This is a genomic window from Actinomadura sp. NPDC000929, assembly GCF_040492065.1.
Taxonomy (GTDB): Bacteria; Actinomycetota; Actinomycetes; order Streptosporangiales; family Streptosporangiaceae; genus Spirillospora; species Spirillospora verrucosospora.
The window spans coordinates 1-16,218 of record NZ_JBEUPA010000173.1 but is presented as its reverse complement, the minus strand read 5'-3'; the positions used below and the strand labels follow the sequence as shown (position 1 = coordinate 16,218).

General features: G+C 74.5%; 9 protein-coding genes. 3 read left to right on the top strand and 6 right to left on the bottom strand.

The window, feature by feature from the left end:
* From ABWI04_RS36860 to ABWI04_RS36850, 3 genes are all read right to left on the bottom strand, one after another.
* Positions 1 to 1,184: hypothetical protein (locus tag ABWI04_RS36860; RefSeq protein ID WP_353835283.1), on the bottom strand; the 1,184-nt coding region annotated here is incomplete at its 3' end.
* A 1-nt stretch (position 1,185) separates the two neighbouring features.
* Positions 1,186 to 4,623, bottom strand: coding sequence for a DUF6603 domain-containing protein (locus ABWI04_RS36855; RefSeq protein ID WP_353835282.1), 3,438 nt, complete (start codon positions 4,621 to 4,623; stop codon positions 1,186 to 1,188).
* Positions 4,620 to 8,810, bottom strand: coding sequence for a peptidoglycan-binding protein (locus ABWI04_RS36850; RefSeq protein WP_353835281.1), 4,191 nt, complete (start codon positions 8,808 to 8,810; stop codon positions 4,620 to 4,622). The genes ABWI04_RS36855 and ABWI04_RS36850 overlap by 4 nt, the downstream gene beginning before the upstream one ends.
* Positions 8,811 to 9,163: 353 nt before the next feature.
* Between ABWI04_RS36850 and ABWI04_RS36845 the strand changes: the two genes are divergently transcribed.
* Complete coding sequence (locus ABWI04_RS36845) at positions 9,164 to 10,357, top strand: hypothetical protein (RefSeq protein ID WP_353835280.1); 1,194 nt, start codon at positions 9,164 to 9,166, stop codon at positions 10,355 to 10,357.
* A 44-nt stretch (positions 10,358 to 10,401) separates the two neighbouring features.
* Here ABWI04_RS36845 and ABWI04_RS36840 read toward each other — a convergent pair whose 3' ends face one another.
* On the bottom strand, positions 10,402 to 11,346 hold the full coding sequence (locus ABWI04_RS36840) for a TIGR01777 family oxidoreductase (RefSeq protein WP_353835279.1): 945 nt from the start codon (positions 11,344 to 11,346) through the stop codon (positions 10,402 to 10,404).
* Between the two features lie 116 nt (positions 11,347 to 11,462).
* Between ABWI04_RS36840 and ABWI04_RS36835 the strand changes: the two genes are divergently transcribed.
* Entirely contained in the window at positions 11,463 to 12,731 is a 1,269-nt protein-coding gene (locus ABWI04_RS36835; RefSeq protein WP_353835278.1) for an outer membrane protein assembly factor BamB family protein, read from the top strand.
* On the opposite strand, the gene ABWI04_RS36830 is transcribed toward ABWI04_RS36835, so the two are convergent.
* Complete coding sequence (locus ABWI04_RS36830; protein WP_353835277.1) at positions 12,732 to 13,361, bottom strand: TetR/AcrR family transcriptional regulator; 630 nt, start codon at positions 13,359 to 13,361, stop codon at positions 12,732 to 12,734.
* A 128-nt stretch (positions 13,362 to 13,489) separates the two neighbouring features.
* Here ABWI04_RS36830 and ABWI04_RS36825 point away from each other — a divergent pair, with 128 nt between their 5' ends.
* Complete coding sequence (locus ABWI04_RS36825; protein ID WP_353835276.1) at positions 13,490 to 14,920, top strand: MFS transporter; 1,431 nt, start codon at positions 13,490 to 13,492, stop codon at positions 14,918 to 14,920.
* Here the strand turns inward: ABWI04_RS36825 and ABWI04_RS36820 are convergent.
* Positions 14,921 to 16,218 (bottom strand): hypothetical protein (locus ABWI04_RS36820; RefSeq protein ID WP_502913210.1); only part of this gene is annotated, 1,298 nt, incomplete at its 5' end. It lies immediately after the preceding gene.

Below are 16,218 nucleotides of genomic sequence, written 5' to 3'. Positions count from 1 at the left end.
GCGGCCGCGGCCAGCTCCTCCTGGTGCCGCCGCACGACCTCGGTGCCGAGCGCGGCGGCGGCCCGGTGGCGCGGATCGAGGTTCAGCTCCCGCAGCCACTCCGGCTCGCCCGCGGGCAGGCCCGTCGCCGCCGCGTGGGCGGCCCCGTACAGCGGCGGGGTGAGCCATTCGCCGGTGTCCTGCAGGAGCAGCTCGATGACCTGCCGCCAGGACGCCCGGACCCCCTCGTCCCAGACGGTCGGTTCCATCGCCGGTGAGGCGAGCGCGCCCTCGAAGCCGAGCACCGAGGTGCCCTCCCGGCCCGCGGGCTCGGTGGCGGGCAGGCCGCCGCCGGGCGCCGAGACGTCCACCGGCCGCTTGCCGACCTCGGGCGGCAGCGGGCGCGCGCGCAGCCTGCGGACCAGGGACTCGAAGTCGCCGTCCGGGCCGGTCGTGAACGACCAGTGGTGGTAGGCGGGCAGGACGACGACGTCCCCCGGGTCGGGCTTCGGGGACCCCGGTCCCCAGGCGGGCGCCAGCTCCCCGGCCTGCGGAGCCCGCCCGCCCGTGCCGGCCAGCCGCCCCGCCTCGAAGGCGGGGACCACCGCTGCGTGGTAGCGCGTGCCCGCGCGGAGCCGGCGGGGGCAGACGAGCCGCGACAGCGTGCGCTCGGGGTGGTCGCGCAGGACGTCCTCGACATCGTCGCCGTCCCCGGTGACCAGCACCTGGGCGTGCGCCCACGCCCACGACTCCCCCAGCGGCGGCAGCTCGCCGACCTCGCAGGTGAGGGTCGGCAGCGCCCCGGCGGGCGCGGCGAGCTCCGCGTCCGCCGCCGGGACGGCCACCAGGACCAGCCAGGGGCGGAGCCGCCCCTGGCCGTCGGCCTCGGCGGGGGTGAACGCCCAGGGCAGGTCGGGACGGTCGAACTCCACCGCGGCGAACAGGGTGTCCTCCGCGCCGTCGGTGCCGGGCGCCGGGAAGCTCCGGATGATCTGGCGGTCGTCCAGGCCGGTGACGTCGCCGGGGCCGTGGATCACCGCGGTGGTGGCGGCGGGGACCACCCGCCCGTCGTCGGCGGTGAACTCCACGCGCAGCGGGATCTCGCCGCGCACGCGCGGCAGGGGCCCGGTCCGCGGGTCGGTCCCGGTGACGGCGCGGGCCAGGCCGTCGCGGACCCAGGGCAGGAAGCGCAGTCCGGCCGCCATGTCAGGACACCTCCGAGTGGTCGATCCGGGCGGCGAGCGGCCGCGCGGCGAAGCGGGCGGAACCGGTGCTCCGCGTCCGGGCGTTCGCGGCGGGACCGTTCCCGGCGAGCGCGGCGAGCAGGGCGCCGTCGCGCGCCGCGGAGCGCCCGGCGCCGTCGCGGAGGGCGGCGGCCTCGGGCAGGGGACGGCCCGCCGCGTCCGGGTCGTCGATGACGATCCGGTCGTAGGACTCGTCGCCGCCCGCCGCGGCGAACACGGTCAGCGCGGCGTCCGGGAGGGCCGTCCCGGGCCGGGCCACGAGCCTGCGGCCCGCCTCGCGGCGCTCGGACTGCGGCCGCTCGACCATCTCCGGCATCGTCAGGTCGAAGAACTGGCCCGGCGCGTAGTAGTCGTGGATCGGGTCGCCGAGGTCGCCGGGCTCCCCGCCGAGGGTGAACGAGGTGACGTCGAAGCGGCGGGCGCCCTGGACGCGGCTGGTGCCGATGCGGTCCAGGTCCACGCCGAGCGGCAGCAGGTTCTGCCGGACGCCGAGGACGGTGCCCGGGTGCATCGCGATCTGCCCCGCGGTCGTCTCGGGAGCGGTGAGCGCGGCCATCTCCCCGCCGGTGTCCGGGGTCGTGACGTCCCAGGTCGCCGGCTGCTTGAGCGTCTCCAGCAGGAGGAGGGCCGCGTCGACGAACGCCTCCCGCTCCTTCTCGGCCGGGTCGCCGAGCTCCTTGTCGAAGCGCTTGCTGATCTCCCAGCAGAGGAGGTGGACGCTGACCTCGCCGTGCGCCCGCCAGGGGCCGGGACCGCTGATCCCGATGAGGAGGGTGAGGGCGAGCAGGGTCCGGTCGCCCCACTTCACCGACACGGTCGCGCCGAGCTCGGCCGTCACCCAGAACGGCTTGAACTGGATGGCCGCGTCCAGCCAGGCGCGGCCGTCGACGCGCAGTTCCCAGAACTCGAAGTGCAGGTTGAGCGCCCCGCCGAACTGGACGCTGTTGCTCGTGACGGCGAGATACGCCTCGACGCGCAGCAGGTCGTTGCTCTTGTTGAAGTTGATCGAGAAGCGCTTCAGCTCCGGGAAGCCCACGGGCGGGGGAAAGGCCGGGTGGAAGCCGCCGATGGACACGGCGAAGTTCTTCTCGCCCCTCCACCGCAGCCGCAGCGCCATGTCGCCGCTGACCGGGCGGCCGAACAGCTTGGAGTCGACGAGGCTGCCGTCGAGGGACACCTCCCCCGCGTCGGGGTCCAGCGTGCCGACCACGTCGAGCTGGAACTTCCCCCCCTCCTGGAAGTTGATCAGCAGCCGGCCCAGCACGATCAGCCGGATCGGCTCCGGGAACTCGATCATGATGCCGAGGTCGGCGCGGACGACGCCGGCCAGCCACTCCAGCCGGGCCATGATCCCGACGAGGGTGCCCGTCGGGTCGGGCGGGAACATCCGCCCGAGCGTGGCGACGACCGCCGGGGCGTTGCCCACCGGATCCGCCGGGAACAGCACCGCGTCCAGGCTCCGCGAGCGGGTCGCGTTGCGCAGCTCCTCCAGGTTGGCGCGGCGGTTGAGGCCGAGGACGGCGCCGAGCCCGGTGAGGGTGATGCCGGCCGGCAGCACCAGGCCGGGGCGCCACTGGAACGACCCGGACACCAGCAGCGAGTAGCTCTCGCCCCCGTCCCGCCCGGTGAGCGGCCTCCCGTCCGCGGTCTTCGTGTTGAGGACGGCGACCGCCTGGAGGCGGAACCCGCTCGAACCGGGCGCGATGCTGCTCGCCATCCCGAACTGGAACGCGCCCGAGTACATGCCGCGCGGCTCGTCGATGGACAGGTAGCCGCCGCCGTCCACCACGCCGAGCAGCAGGTGGAGCCCGAGGCCGGACGGCGCCTTGAAGCGCGGCGCCAGGTTCGCCCGGCCGAGGTTGCCGCCGTCGGCGGGGAAGGTGAGGTCGGCGGCGACGCCGACGTCCTCGACCACCGCGGTTAGCCGGCCCAGCCGCACCGAGACGGTGGCGGTCGCCCACGCGGAGACCGCCTCGTCCGCGAGGGACGCGTCGACGCCGATCCGGACGAGCTCCGGGCTCACCCCGAGCACGGTGCCGTGCACCGGGAACTCCGCGACCAGGCCGGCGGCCCCGGTGAGGTGCAGGCCGGCGCGGTGCGACCACGCCACCCCGAGCTCGAACGGGATCGACACCTTCTCGTGCGGCAGGACCCGCTTGACGAAGCCGTCGCCGTCGCCGCCCGCGAGCACGACCTCCGCCCGGCCGGCCCGCACGCCGACCTCGATGTCGTCGCGCCCGGCGCCGAGCGCGGCGCGCAGGGCGAGCACCAGCTCGCCGACCGCCAGGTGCACGCCGTCGGGCGCGCCCACCACCCAGGCCGGGCCGTCGGGCGCCGAGATCCGCGCCACCTCCGCCGCGACCCGCACCGCCGGGTCCGCGCCCGCCACCGTGACACCGCCCGGACCGAACGCGAACGCTTCGGCGGACACCTCCAGGTCGCCGCTGACGTTCCAGCCGCCGGCCCGGCCCGCCACGTGCGCCGCCAGCCGCGGGACGACGACCAGGGCCGGCCTTCCGTCGATGAGGCCGAGGCCGAAGCTCGCCCCGAGCTCCACCTCGTCCCCGCCGTCCGCGTCCGGGATCCGGGCGCGCACCGACAGCAGGTGCCCGGCGAGCCGCGCGCCGTCCGGCCCGAGGTCGGGGCCGACGCCGGGCCGGACGCCGCAGGCGGCGTCCAGGCCGAGACCGCGCAGCAGCTCCGCCGCCCTGGGGAGGATGCGGGCCGCGGCCCGGTCGACCGCCTCCGGCGTGTCCAGTCCGTCCGGCACGTACAGCGCCCGGAAGTACGCGCCGGGATCGGACAGCAGGTCGATCAGCCGGTCCGGGTGGACCTCGGTCCGGCGCCGCGGCAGCCGGATCGGGTTGTCCCCGGGCGGCATCGGCGGACCGGGCTCGGCCTGGTCCGCCGCCGGGGTCACGATCCCCAGCAGCACGGCGGCCGGCAGCGTCCAGCGGGCGCGGCGCGCGAGGTAGGCGGCCGGGAGATGGTTCAGCAGGTCCCCGAGCATGGCGTCGAACAGCGCGTCCGGCACCTCGCCGCCGACCTTGGGCGGCAGGGCCTTCAGCGGCCCGGCGGCCTCGCCGAGCTTCTGGAACGCCTTGATCAGCCCGCCGAGCGAGTCGCGCGGCAGTTCGGCGGCGGCCTCGGCCATGTCCTTGACCGCGCGGTCGATCCCGTCCGCCCACTCCTGGAAGGCCTGCGAGTCGTAGCCGATCAGCGGGCCCAGGTCCCAGCCCAGCGCGCGCAGCAGATGGTTGCGCCGCCACGGGTCGGCCGCCGACCGCGCCGGCTCCACGAAGAGGGCGAACTCGGTGAGGATCTGGGCGAGGACGCCGCGCTCGGGGTCCCCGGACACCGCCGTGGCGCTGTCCGCTGCCGGGTCCGTCTTGTCCGTCACGGCTGCCTCCTGGGCAGATCGTCGGTGTCCAGGCGCAGGGAGCGGCGCAGTCCGGACAGGTTCCGCTCGGCGGGAGGCAGTGCTTCGATCGGCAGGGTGTAGGGGGTTCCGGTGGGCCAGGAGGGCCAGTTCCGCACCGAATCGACCGGTGCCGCGAGTGCGGCGCGCGCCGCCGTCGCGCGTGCCAGCGCGGCGATCAGCGCGGTCTCGTGGTCGTCGGTCCAGTCGTGGGCCGGACCGGAGAAGTCCGGGCCGGTCGCCTTCGCGGCCTCCAGCACCTGGTGCAGGGGCGTCGCGGCCCGTCCCGCGAACCGGCTCTCGGGCGGCTCGGCCGCGCCCGGGTCGGCCGCCGACAGGACGAACCCGGGGTCGAGCAGGTGCGCGCAGCCGAGCATCCCCGCCGCCCGCTCGGAGGTGAACAGGTCCCCCACCCGCGCCGGGCGCGGGTTGCCGTCGGCGCCGCGCACGTACTGCACGGTCGAGGGCGCCGCCGGGCCGTCCCACGGCGCGGCGAGCAGGTCGTGCAGCCGCTGCCGGGCCGCCTTCCAGAAACCGCGGCGGACCGCGGCGTCCGTCCGGGTCGCGGTGACGAACCGGTGGATCCAGTGCCAGTCGCGGAACACGCCCAGCGTGAACGCGTGGGTCAGCGGCGCGCCCGGCCTGCCGTTCTCCCCGGTGAGCGTCGGGCGCGACCTCGGCACCCGCAGCCCCGTGTCGAGCAGCCCGGCGCCGTCGGCCCCCCAGCCGGGCAGCGGGACGAGCCCGCCGCCGCCCGTCAGCGCGTCGAAGGCGTCGCGGTCGGTGGCGCGCAGGAAGGCCAGGTAGGCCCACAGCTCCCCCGACCACTCCCGCTGCTGCCGCACGGTCGTGGTGGGCGGGAACGGTCCGTCGCCCGCCCAGCCGAACGGCCCGAGGCGCAGCAGCGCGGCGTCGTTGGCGGTGACGGCGTCGAACCAGGCCCCGGCCGTCGCCTCGGCGACGCCCCGCAGCACCTTGAACGTCGACAGCTGCTTCGCCACGTGCTCGTCGGACCGGCCGGCGACGAGCTGCGGCAGCGTCGGCCCGGACGGCCCGTCCGGCAGCCGCGGCAGCAGGTGCTCGGGCAGCAGCTCCGAACGTCCCGGCGCCACCGGCCCCGCCCCCTCCGGATAGGACGGGTCGACGGCGACCGCGCCGAGCGGCGTCAGCTCCGGATGGCCGGGCGGCGCCGGGCCGACGGCGGCGCCGGCGACGTCCCGCGCGAACAGGGTGGTGGACGCCGAGGCCTGCCCCGCCCCCCACACGTTGGCGTCGACCAGCTCGACCAGGGTCGTCCCGGCCGTCCGCCAGCCCTCGACCACCACCGGGCAGCGCCACCGGTTCCGCTTCCACCTCGCGATCGCGAGCTGGGTGGGCAGGTCGGCGACCCCGCTCGCCGGGCCGACGTACCGGTCGGCGTCCGGCACGTCCACCGGCTCCAGGCGGTCGGAGTAGCGGGCGGCGGCGACGCCCGTGTCGCGGGCCGCGCGGGCGCGCCGCGCGTAGGTCTGGAACTCCCGCACCATGCGGACGGTGTCGGTGTCGTAGGTCCCGTAGCGGGGCGGCGGGGCCCCGAAGCCGAGTTCGGCCAGGTCCTTCTGCAGCCGCTCCACGGCCGTCCCGGCGGAGACGGAGGCGGGGCGGCGCAGCCCGTCGTAGACGGCCTCGTCGCCGCCGCGCGCGTCGTGGTCGTACTCCCGCAGCACGAAGCCGTAGGGGATGTCCTCGGTGAGGGACGGACCGAACTCCATGCCGACCTCGAACGTCGTCAGCGGGCCCGGCTCCGGCCGGTCGTCGAGATGCCACCAGAGGATCTGCGTGGCCTTCTTGGCCTCCCCGTCCCCCCACGAGAAGCGCAGCTCCCCGAGGTTGCAGTAGCCGACGATCTCCTTGCCGCTGCCCCAGTCGCCGAGGTAGCCGTCGAAGTCGCGGGACGCCGCCAGGTACTCGGCCAGCGCCTCCGGCCCGGTCCTGCCGATCGGGTCGCCCACCGGGACCGGCGTCCCGGTGGGCCGCCGCGGATCGTCCTCCACGTGCCGGACGAACCGGGAGGCCAGCCGCCATTCGGGCTTGACGGTCAGCATCCGTCCCGGGGTCAGCTCCCCCACCGACGGCTTGCCCTGCACCGACCAGCCGACCGGGTCGCCGCCCGTCAGCGGCACCTCGACGCCCACCTGCCGGCGCGCCCCGCCGCGGTCCTCGGCGGCCCAGCCGACGTAGTGGAGGTGCGGGACGTCGTCGCCGACCTCGAACCCCGTCCAGTTGAGCAGCGTGGTCTTGAAGTCCTGGTTGCGCAGCGCGCTCGCCACGAACGTGGCCAGCACCGCCTCGGTCCGGTTCTCCCCCTCGAACGGCTTGCTCCGGTCGGGGCCGCAGGCGTACGGGAGCACCGCCGAGAACCGCGTCCGCTCCGCGAAGCCGTAGTGGACGTCCCCTCCGAGCAGGACGAGGCGGCGCCGCCGCACCCCGTCCTCGCCGGGCGGCGCCGCGGCGCAGAGCCGGCCGATCGTCTTGTGCATCGACGCGTCGTCGTGGAACCAGGCGTCCTCCGCGTCGGCCTCGTACCGGCCGCCGACGGCCTTGGCGAGCGGCTGCACGATCTGCTCGACGACCGGCACCCCGAGGAACGCGGTCGGCTGCGCCACGATCGTCACCGCGTCGTCGCCGAGCGGCGGCTCCGCGGCCAGCATCGCCTCCATCGGGCCGTCGTCGTACAGCAGCACGCCCCGCTGGCCGAAGTACCGGCGCCAGGTCCGGGTGTCCAGGACGACGAGCTGGTACCGCGGCCACGTGATCGTGTAGTGGTACGCCAGCATGTCCGCCGCGGGCGGCTTCACCTGGACGCCGTACTTCAGCTCCAGGGGCAGCCCGAGGGCGGTGCGCAGCGCCGCGTCGTCCGCGGCGCCGGGCGCGGCCAGCCACCGCTCCAGGGCCCCGAGCACCGCCCGGCCCGGCCGCCCGTCCGCGAACCGGTCGGGCGTGTTGCCCCACCCCTGGAACACCGAGTAGGCGGCCAGCGCGTTGCGCACCATCCGCCGGCCGAGCCCGTCGGCGATGACGGCCCTGGTGATCCAGTCGGTGCCGATGTTCCAGTCGTCGGAGACGTCGTGGTCATCGAAGATCATGTACGTCGGGGTGTGGGCCAGCGCCCGGCGGACCAGGCCGAGCCCCTCGCGGAACTCCTCCAGCCGCGGCGCGGCCTCCCGCCACCGGACGAACCGTTCGGCGATCGCCTTCTGGTGCTTGAACGGCCGGTACGGCAGCCCCCGCACGATCAGGCTGTGGACGTCCTCGCCGGGCCTGCGCCGCGCCGGGTCCTTCAGGACCGCGGTGTCCTCGGGGAAGACGTCCTCGAACCGCGGGACGGTCTCGTCCCAGAGCACGTCCGACCAGACCAGCAGGTACATCCCGGCGTACTCGCGGAACGACATCAGGTGGCTGTCGCAGTGGCCGGAGGTGAAGTGCGCCTGCCCGTGCACCACGTCGGCGCGCAGCCCGGGACGCAGCGCCGTGTCGGCCGGGCCGCCGTCCGCCGGCATGGTCTCGGCGGTCATCCCCAGCCGCGCGGTGACCTGCTGGATCATCACCAGCAGCGGGTCCGCCACGTCGTCGGCGTAGATCTGGTCCCCGGTCATGATCATCTGCTGGGGCCGCAGGCGCGGGTCCCCGACGTTCACGCGCACGACGTGGTCGAGCGACGGCAGCAGGTCGTACCCCTCGCCGTGGGGCTTGCGGCACGACCCGTGGAAGACGCGCAGGTCGTTCGGATCGTCCGGCGGCGTCGGGAAGGTCGGGTAACCGGGACCGTCCGGGTAGGTGAGCGCCCGCGCCGCCTCGGCCGGGTCGGCGTGCACGACGCCCGCGGCGAACAGGCTCCCCCGGTCGCCGCCGAAGTCGAGGTCGTAGCCGTACAGCCGCCCCCCGGCCAGGGTGCCCTGCACCGTCACCGCCACGACGTGGAGGGACTCTCCTAACCGGACCGTCGGCGCCGCGGCCGACATCTCCGGCGCGCCCCTCGGGTACTCCGGCCCGTCCCCGACCGGGAACACCTTGAGCGTCGCCTGGCAGCGTTCCCGCACGCCGACGACGACGGTGACGCTCGTCCGGTCGACCCGCCGGACCATCGGCCCGAACAGTACGAACGGCGTCGTGGAAGCGGTCCTGCCCAACTGTGGCCCCCTCACATGCGCAGGGGAGCCTCGCCACGAGAAAGACCGGGTTCCCACACCCGCCCGCCCGGCCGCCGCCGATCACAACGGACTCCCCCTGAAGTCCGCCCGCCCGGCAGAACGCCTCAAGGGCGCCGTCCGGAACGAACGCCCCAACCCTGCCGCCGGCACCCACCCCCGAACATCCCTGACCTCAGGTATCTCCACGGCTTCTTCACTGACGGCTCGTACTCACTGAAGAAGGGGCCCGCCATGGCTTCTTTCGGAATGCTCGCATGACAAATCCCCTACCCTGTCAAACGGCGCCATCTTCTCCCCGTTGGTCACCCCCCAACCGTGAAGCCGAGGACGAAGTGCAAGTTCCCGAGGCCACCGAGGCCTTCCTGGAGTTCCAGCAGAATCTCAACTACGCCCGCCAACTGGTCGAAGGCGGACGTCGGCTCACGCAACTGAAGGTCGGCGCATTCGACGTCGACGATCTGTACCGCGCCGCATGGGTACAGGCGGTCGCGGCGCTCGACCACTGGGTGACAGGAGAGATTGTGGCCCGAGCGGTCGTTCTCGCTCAGCCGGGTATGACCCGGCCGCCCAAGTTCAGCAAGCTGACCATCGGCATCGACCTGTTCGATAGTGTCCAACACCACCAGCAGCCGCTCACCGAGGCGATCCGGCCCCACCTGGAGCAGTTCTTCGGGTTCATGACCTTCCAGAACCCTGAAAAGATCAAGGAAGGTCTGGGCTACGTCAGCACCGTGAACCTCTGGCCACGGGTGGCGAAAATCCTCAACGACCAGCCGGACGCCGAACCGATCACCGCTGACGTCGTGCGCACCAGACTGCGGGAGATCGCATATCGGCGTAACGCCATCGCCCATACCGCCGACCGCGATCCGGAAACCCGAAGCGGACGCGCCGCCATCACGGCGGACTCCGCGGACGACGTCATCGACTGGCTGGAGAGAATCGCAGCGGGAATCCTGCGGGCCTTGGGACCGGCCACTTCGGCTCCCGACTACAGCCAGCCTCCCGAGGACGCCGACGACCTAGGCGATGTGCCGGTCACCACTCGCACGGTGCTGGTGCGCGGACGCAGCCTCTGGGACGAGAACAGTTTGCTCGAAAGCATCAATGATTACTGCACGCCCGAGGTCGCGGACACTCTCCTGGCCGTATATCGGCACGCCGAAACCCATCCGGCCTTCACCGGGTACTACTTCGGTGAAGGCGCGCACCCCTCGGCCACGGCCTGGTTCCACATGGGCAACGACGAAGCCGCCGTTTGGAGCATCTACACGGGGGCCGACAAGTCGACGTTGTCGATCAACTTCCAATGGATGCGTGATCGCGGCGCTTCTCCCGATCGCCTGGAACGCCTCGCGGCCGACCTCGCCGTCCTACCGGGGTGGACAGGGCTGCCCGCGACTCTCAAGGAAGCCGACTACGCCAAGCGCCCCTCCCTGGTACAAGCGGCGCTCACAGCACCCAGTAGCAAGAACATCATCCTTGATGCCTTGGGAAGATTTCTCATCCCGAACACCGTCCCTTGAGTGGGAGGGGAGTTCAAGAGTCGGGACGCGACGGAGGGCGGCGGTTACCGCGAGTCGCGTACGCGTTGCACTAGGTCTTCGGCGGCTGTTCGCCAGTGGGGGTGGTCGAAGGTGAAGCCTGATTCGAGGAGGCGGCCGGGGACTACGCGGCGGCTTTTCAGGAGGAGTTCGGTGTCCGTGCGCAGGGCGAGCGCTCCTAGTTCGGCCATCCATTTCGTTGCGGGCAGGCCTACCGGGACGCCCCACGCGGTGCGCAGTGTCCGCATCAGGGAGCGCTGCGGCAGGGGGCCGGGGGCGGCGAGGTTCACCGGGCCGGCGATGTCGTCCCTGGCGATCAGGAACTCCACCGCGCGGACGAAATCCCGGTCGTGGATCCAGGACACGTACTGCGCGCCGCCCGCGACCGGGCCGCCGAGGCCGAGCCTGGCCAGCCAGAGCAGGTAGTCGAAGACCCCGCCGCGATCGGGGCTCATCACCATGGCGGTACGCAGGGCGACCTTGCGGGTGGACGGCGTCTCGGCCTGGCGCTGCGCCCGCTCCCACTCCTTGGCGATCCTCACGCTGTAGGCCCAGTAGCCGGGGACGCCGGGCTCGGTGCCGCCGATCACCCCGGTCGCCTCGTCGTTGGGCGCGTCGAAGCGGTGGGCGTAGACGGTGGCGGTGCTCATCTGGAGCCAGACCGAGGGAGGCTTCGCGGCCCCGGCGATCGCCGCGCCGACCACCCGGGTGGAGCGCACCCGTGAATCCATCATCGCCTGAAGGGTGGCCGGCGTGTAACGGCAGCTCACGCTGCGCCCGGCGAGGTTGATCACGACGTCGCTACCGTCGATCGCCTCGGTCCAGGGGCCGAGCGTCTCGCCGTCCCAGCCGACCTCGTGGGCGTGCGCCGGGCGCCTGGTCAGGACCACGACGTCATGGCCGGCGGCGGACAGCGCACGGTTCAGGACCGCGCCCACCTGCCCGGTCCCGCCGGGCATCACGATTCTCATCTGCTCTCCCCCGCCTCGCGACACGAGCCCCACTCATTTGAACACGTTCAATACTCGGCCGCAAGAAGATCCGGGGGCCGATGGCGGGCGGAGGGCCGGGCCGGGATGATGTCGGGATGATCCGCTCCCGGCTCGGTGCCGCTCTCGTGCTCCTGGTGTCCGCGGCGGGGGCCGGCTGCTCCAGTGCCTCGCCGGACCTTCCGTCGCGCGAGGGCCCGCCCGCGGCCTGGTCGCTGTCCGTGCCGACCGGCGAGAACACCACGGCGGTCGTCGGGCGGGTCGCGGTGATCGCCAACGACCGGGCGGTGCTCGGCGTCGACCCCGGGTCCGGCCGGGAGCTGTGGCGGGTGCCCTCCGGCGAGGACGACGAGGTCGACGTGGCAGGCGACCTGATCGTCCAGCGGCGGAAGACCTCCACGGACGACCTGGTCCGGTTCAGCGTCATCGACCCGGCGAGCGGCGGAACGCTCTGGCAGGACGGCCCGGTCACGAAGGCGCGGGTCACGCGGGACGCCGTCCTCACCACCGCCTGCCGCGAGGGGGCCGACTGCGAGATCACCCGGAGGGATCTGCGCACCGGGAAGGTCCGCTGGAGGCTCGGGAGCGACGACGTCCGGTTGGCCGACACGGCGGTCGGGGTGCGGCGGCCGCTCGTCCCGGACACCGATCAGATCTTCGCCTCCCGCCGCGGCGACGACCGGCCCCTGCCCCCGCCGGGAGGGAAGAATGCCGACGGGAGCGGCTGGTACTCGGTGGTGGTCGGACGGACGCTGATCAGCACGGACCACGACCCGCCGTCCGGCGACGAGAACTGCACGGTCACCGTCTCGGCGACCGACGCGGCGACCGCTCACCGCGCATGGACGAGGAAGGTCTACGCGGGTCGCGACGCGGGCGGCGAGTGCGGGAAGCGGCTCGCGCCGTCCAGCACCGGCCTCGACCTGATCGGCGAGGGGCGCCGGATCGCCGCGTCCACCGACACCGGCAGGCCGCAGGTCTTCGATCTCGCCTCGGGACGGACGGTCTGGCGCGGCGAGGCCCCGGGCGTCCCGATCGACGGCGACGGGCGCGCGCTCCTGGTCCGCGAGCACGCGGACGCCGGCGCCCTCTCGCTGCTGGACTTCGCCACCGGCCGCGTCCTGTGGAAGGCCCCCGATCCCGGCCTGCCGGGGACGTCCGCCAGCTGGGAGACCGCCGTCACGCAGCGGCGCGTCGCCGTCAGCGGAGCCGAGGGCGACCACCCGTTCGTCCTCGTCTACGACGCGGCCACGGGCCGTCGCCTCGGCCGCTTCCCCGGCTGGCTGCAAGGGCTCGGGGACGACTGGGCGGCGATAGGCCACGGCGCCAAGGTGAACACGCTCACCTACGACTTCATCCGCGTCTGACTACCTGCCGGCGGCGTCCCCCGGGTCGGCGCGCAGGGCGCCCAGCAGGGTCCGCACGAGGGCCTCGCCGGCCTCGACCTGGTCGAAGCGCTGCGCGGAGACCTCTTCCATCGCGGCGTGCAGCAGCGCGTAGACGGTGCTGACGAGCCATTCCACGGGCAGGTCGGTGCGGAAGTCCCCGGCGTCCCTGCCCTGGACGATCAGCTCCCGGACGTGCGCCATCGGCGGGTCGTGCAGTCGCCGGACCTCCTCGGCCGGGAGTGTCCGGCGCGCGGCGTTGTACAGGCGGCCGAAACGGCCGATGAGCGGCCAGGTCGTGCGGATGAGGTGGGCGAAGGCGTCGGCGGGCGACCCGGTGCTCCGCGCGCCCTCGACGGTCTCCGTGCTCTGGTCGATCGCCCGCCGGAGGACGGCCCGGATGACGTCCTCCCTGGACGGGTAGTGCGCGTAGAGGGTGACCCGGCCGACGCCGGCGGCGCGGGCGATGTCGGTCATGCTCGCGTCCGGCTCGCGGGCGAACAGGTCCGTCGCGGCCGTGATGATGGCGGCGCTGTTGCGTTCGGCGTCCGCGCGGCGGCGTCCGCCGGTCTCCGGTTCCGCCTTCGCTCGGCCGCCCGTCCTGCCTCCCATGGCCGACACCCTACGTCAAGTCGAACGCCGCTGTTCACTTTATGCCCCGCGCCGGTATACGTTAACCCGAACACTACTGTTCGGTTTATCGGCGACGCCCCGGTGTCCGCCGGGCTGGGAGGCCCCTCATGGCTCACGGTTCGTCCACCCGCGACCACACCGCGGCGCCACCGGATCCGCGCCGCTGGACGGCGCTCGCGCTGATCAGCGTGGCGCAGTTCATGCTGATCCTGGACGTCACGGTGGTGAACGTGGCGCTCCCCGACATCGGCGCCGACCTGGAGCTCACCCGCACCGGCCTGACGTGGGCGGTCACGGCCTACACGCTGTTCTTCGGAGGCCTGATGCTGCTCGGCGGACGGCTCGCCGACGCCTTCGGCGCCCGGCGCATGATGCTGGCCGGCCTGTCCGTCTTCACCGCCGCCTCCCTCGCCACCGGCCTCGCCCAGAGCGGGACGCTGCTGCTCGGCGGCCGGATCGCGCAGGGCGTCGGCGCGGCGCTGCTGTCCCCGGCGGCGCTGTCCACCGTCGCCACGACCTTCCACGGCCCCGAACGCCACAAGGCCTTCGGCATCTGGGGTGCGCTCGGAGGAGCCGGCTTCGCCGCGGGCGTGCTGCTGGGCGGCGTCCTCACCGCCGGCCCCGGCTGGCGCTGGGTGTTCTTCGTCAACGTCCCCGTCGGACTCGCCCTGCTGGGCACGCTGCCGGCGGTGGTGCGCGGCCGCTCCGGCCGGCCCTCCGGGCAGCGGCTCGACCTGCTCGGCGCCGGCACGGTCACCGCCGCGACGGCCGCGTTCATCTACGGGATGACCAACGCCGGCGACGACGGCTGGTCCGGCTCCGGCACCCTCGTCCCGCTGGCCGCCGCCGTCCTGCTGTACGGCGCCTTCGGCTGGATCGAGCGCGCGGCGAGGACCCCGCTGATGCACGTGACCATGCTGGCCCGCCGTCCCGTGGCCGCCGGAGCCTTCCTCATGCTCGTCGCCTCCGGGCTGCTCATCTCCCTGTTCTTCCTCGGATCCCAGTACCTGCAGCACGCGCGCGGCATCAGCGCTCTGGAGACGGGCCTGCTGTTCCTGCCCGCCGCGCTCGGGACCGGCGTCGGAGCGCATGTCGGCGGACGGCTCGTGGGTTCCGCCGGCACTCGTCCGGTCGCCGCGGCGGGCCTGGCCCTGGTCGCCGCCGGCGCCGGCCTGCTGACCGGCCTGCCGGTGGACGGCGGAGTCGGCCTGGAGCTGCTCCCGGGCCTGGTGATCGCGGCCGCGGGCGTGGGGCCGGTGTTCGTCGCGGCGAGCGCCTCCGCCCTGGCCCACGTCGAGCACTCGGAGGCCGGCCTCGCCTCCGGCGTGGTCAACACCTTCCACGAACTGGGCGCGGCGATCGGCGTGGCGGTGGCGTCCACCGTCGCCGCGGCGGGCCTCGCGGACGTCCCTTCCATCGACGGCTTCACCACCGCGTTCACCGTGTTCGCCGTCGCCGCGGCGGCCGCCGCCGTCGTGTCCCTCTGGCTGGTACCGCCGGGCAAGCCGCGGATGACCGGGGGCCCGCACGCCCACTAGCTAGGTCAGGGGGCCGGTGGCGACGGTGATGGTGCCGCCGGGGAGCCAGCTGGTGCCGGTGTGCGCGTGTTGCGCGGGGGCTCTCGACGGCATGAACGTGACGAGGGAGGCCGCGTACAGGCGGGGCGGGCCCTCCGTTCCCTCGGGGCCGCGCCAGGCCCGGTAGCCGGCGGCGGTGGGCGTCTCGTCCGGGAAGCGGGCCCTCAGCTCGGCGGCGTAGCGGAGCGGGTCCGGGTCGCGCGGAGAGAAGCGCAGCGGGAGCATCTGGGCGGCCGGGATGGCCAGCAGCGGCGCGCTGAGCAGCCAGGGCGCCAGGTAGGCGCCCTGGCCGCGCAGGGTTCCCCGCGCCATCCGGCGGAGGACCGCGTCCGCGCTCGACCAGCCCGGGACGAGGATGACCGGACGGTCCGCGCCCGCGGCCGTGACCGTCAGTCCGGCCCGCGCGCTCGCCTCCCGGACGACCAGCGCCGCGGCCCGCGACCGGGGCGACCCGTCCCCGACCAGGTGGACGGAACGCACGCCGCGGCCGGCGAGGAACCCGACCGTCGCGCGGAGGGCCGCGGCGTCGGCGGCGTCGAGCCGGTCGGCGGGGCACGGCACGGCCGTGTCGCCGCCCGCGACGAGGACGCCGAGGGCGGCGCTCGCGCATTCCGGGCCGTCCGTGCGCAGTCGCGGCGACGCGGCCGGGCCCTGCCCGGTGTCGACCGCGAGGGAGGCCGTCCGGCCGCCGGCCGCCAGGCGGATCCGGCTGCGGCCGGGCGGGAGCCACACCTGCCGCCACGTACCCGGCGCGCCCGGCATGCGCGCCGTGGCGCCCGCCGGGCCGCGGGACGTCCCCACCGAGACCGGGCGGTCGCCGGTGTGGACGAGATTCCACCCGGGACGCTGCGGAGTCACCAGGATCGGCAGGCGCTCCCCGGCCAGGTCGACCTCGCGCAACAGCGGAACGCCGGGGGCGACCCGGTCCCGGACGACCGTGAGCGACCCGCCCACGGTGAGCACCGCGAGCGCGGCGGCCAGCACCGTGCCCGACGCGACGGAGCGCCGGGGGTGCCGGAGCGCGCGGGGCGTCGCGAGCGCCACCGCGCCGAGCGCCAGGGCCACGAGCACCCGGTCCACGGCCACCAGGTATCCGACCGCGGCCACGGCCGCGACGACCGAGACCAGCACGGTGACGCGGCGGGACGGCGGGCCGACGCGCGGCCGGGCCCGGGAGCGCCGGGTCCGGTACGTGCGGACCATCGCGTTCGCGCACGCGCGCCCGCTGAGCTGGACCGTCCCGCAGAGGGCCGCCGTCC

Coding starts and splice junctions, on each gene's coding strand:
- ABWI04_RS36840 (WP_353835279.1), bottom strand. CDS start 11,346: ATGAGAATCGTGATGCCCGGCGGGACCGGGCAGGTGGGCGCGGTCCTG.
- ABWI04_RS36835 (WP_353835278.1), top strand. CDS start 11,463: ATGATCCGCTCCCGGCTCGGTGCCGCTCTCGTGCTCCTGGTGTCCGCG.
- ABWI04_RS36830 (WP_353835277.1), bottom strand. CDS start 13,361: ATGGGAGGCAGGACGGGCGGCCGAGCGAAGGCGGAACCGGAGACCGGC.
- ABWI04_RS36825 (WP_353835276.1), top strand. CDS start 13,490: ATGGCTCACGGTTCGTCCACCCGCGACCACACCGCGGCGCCACCGGAT.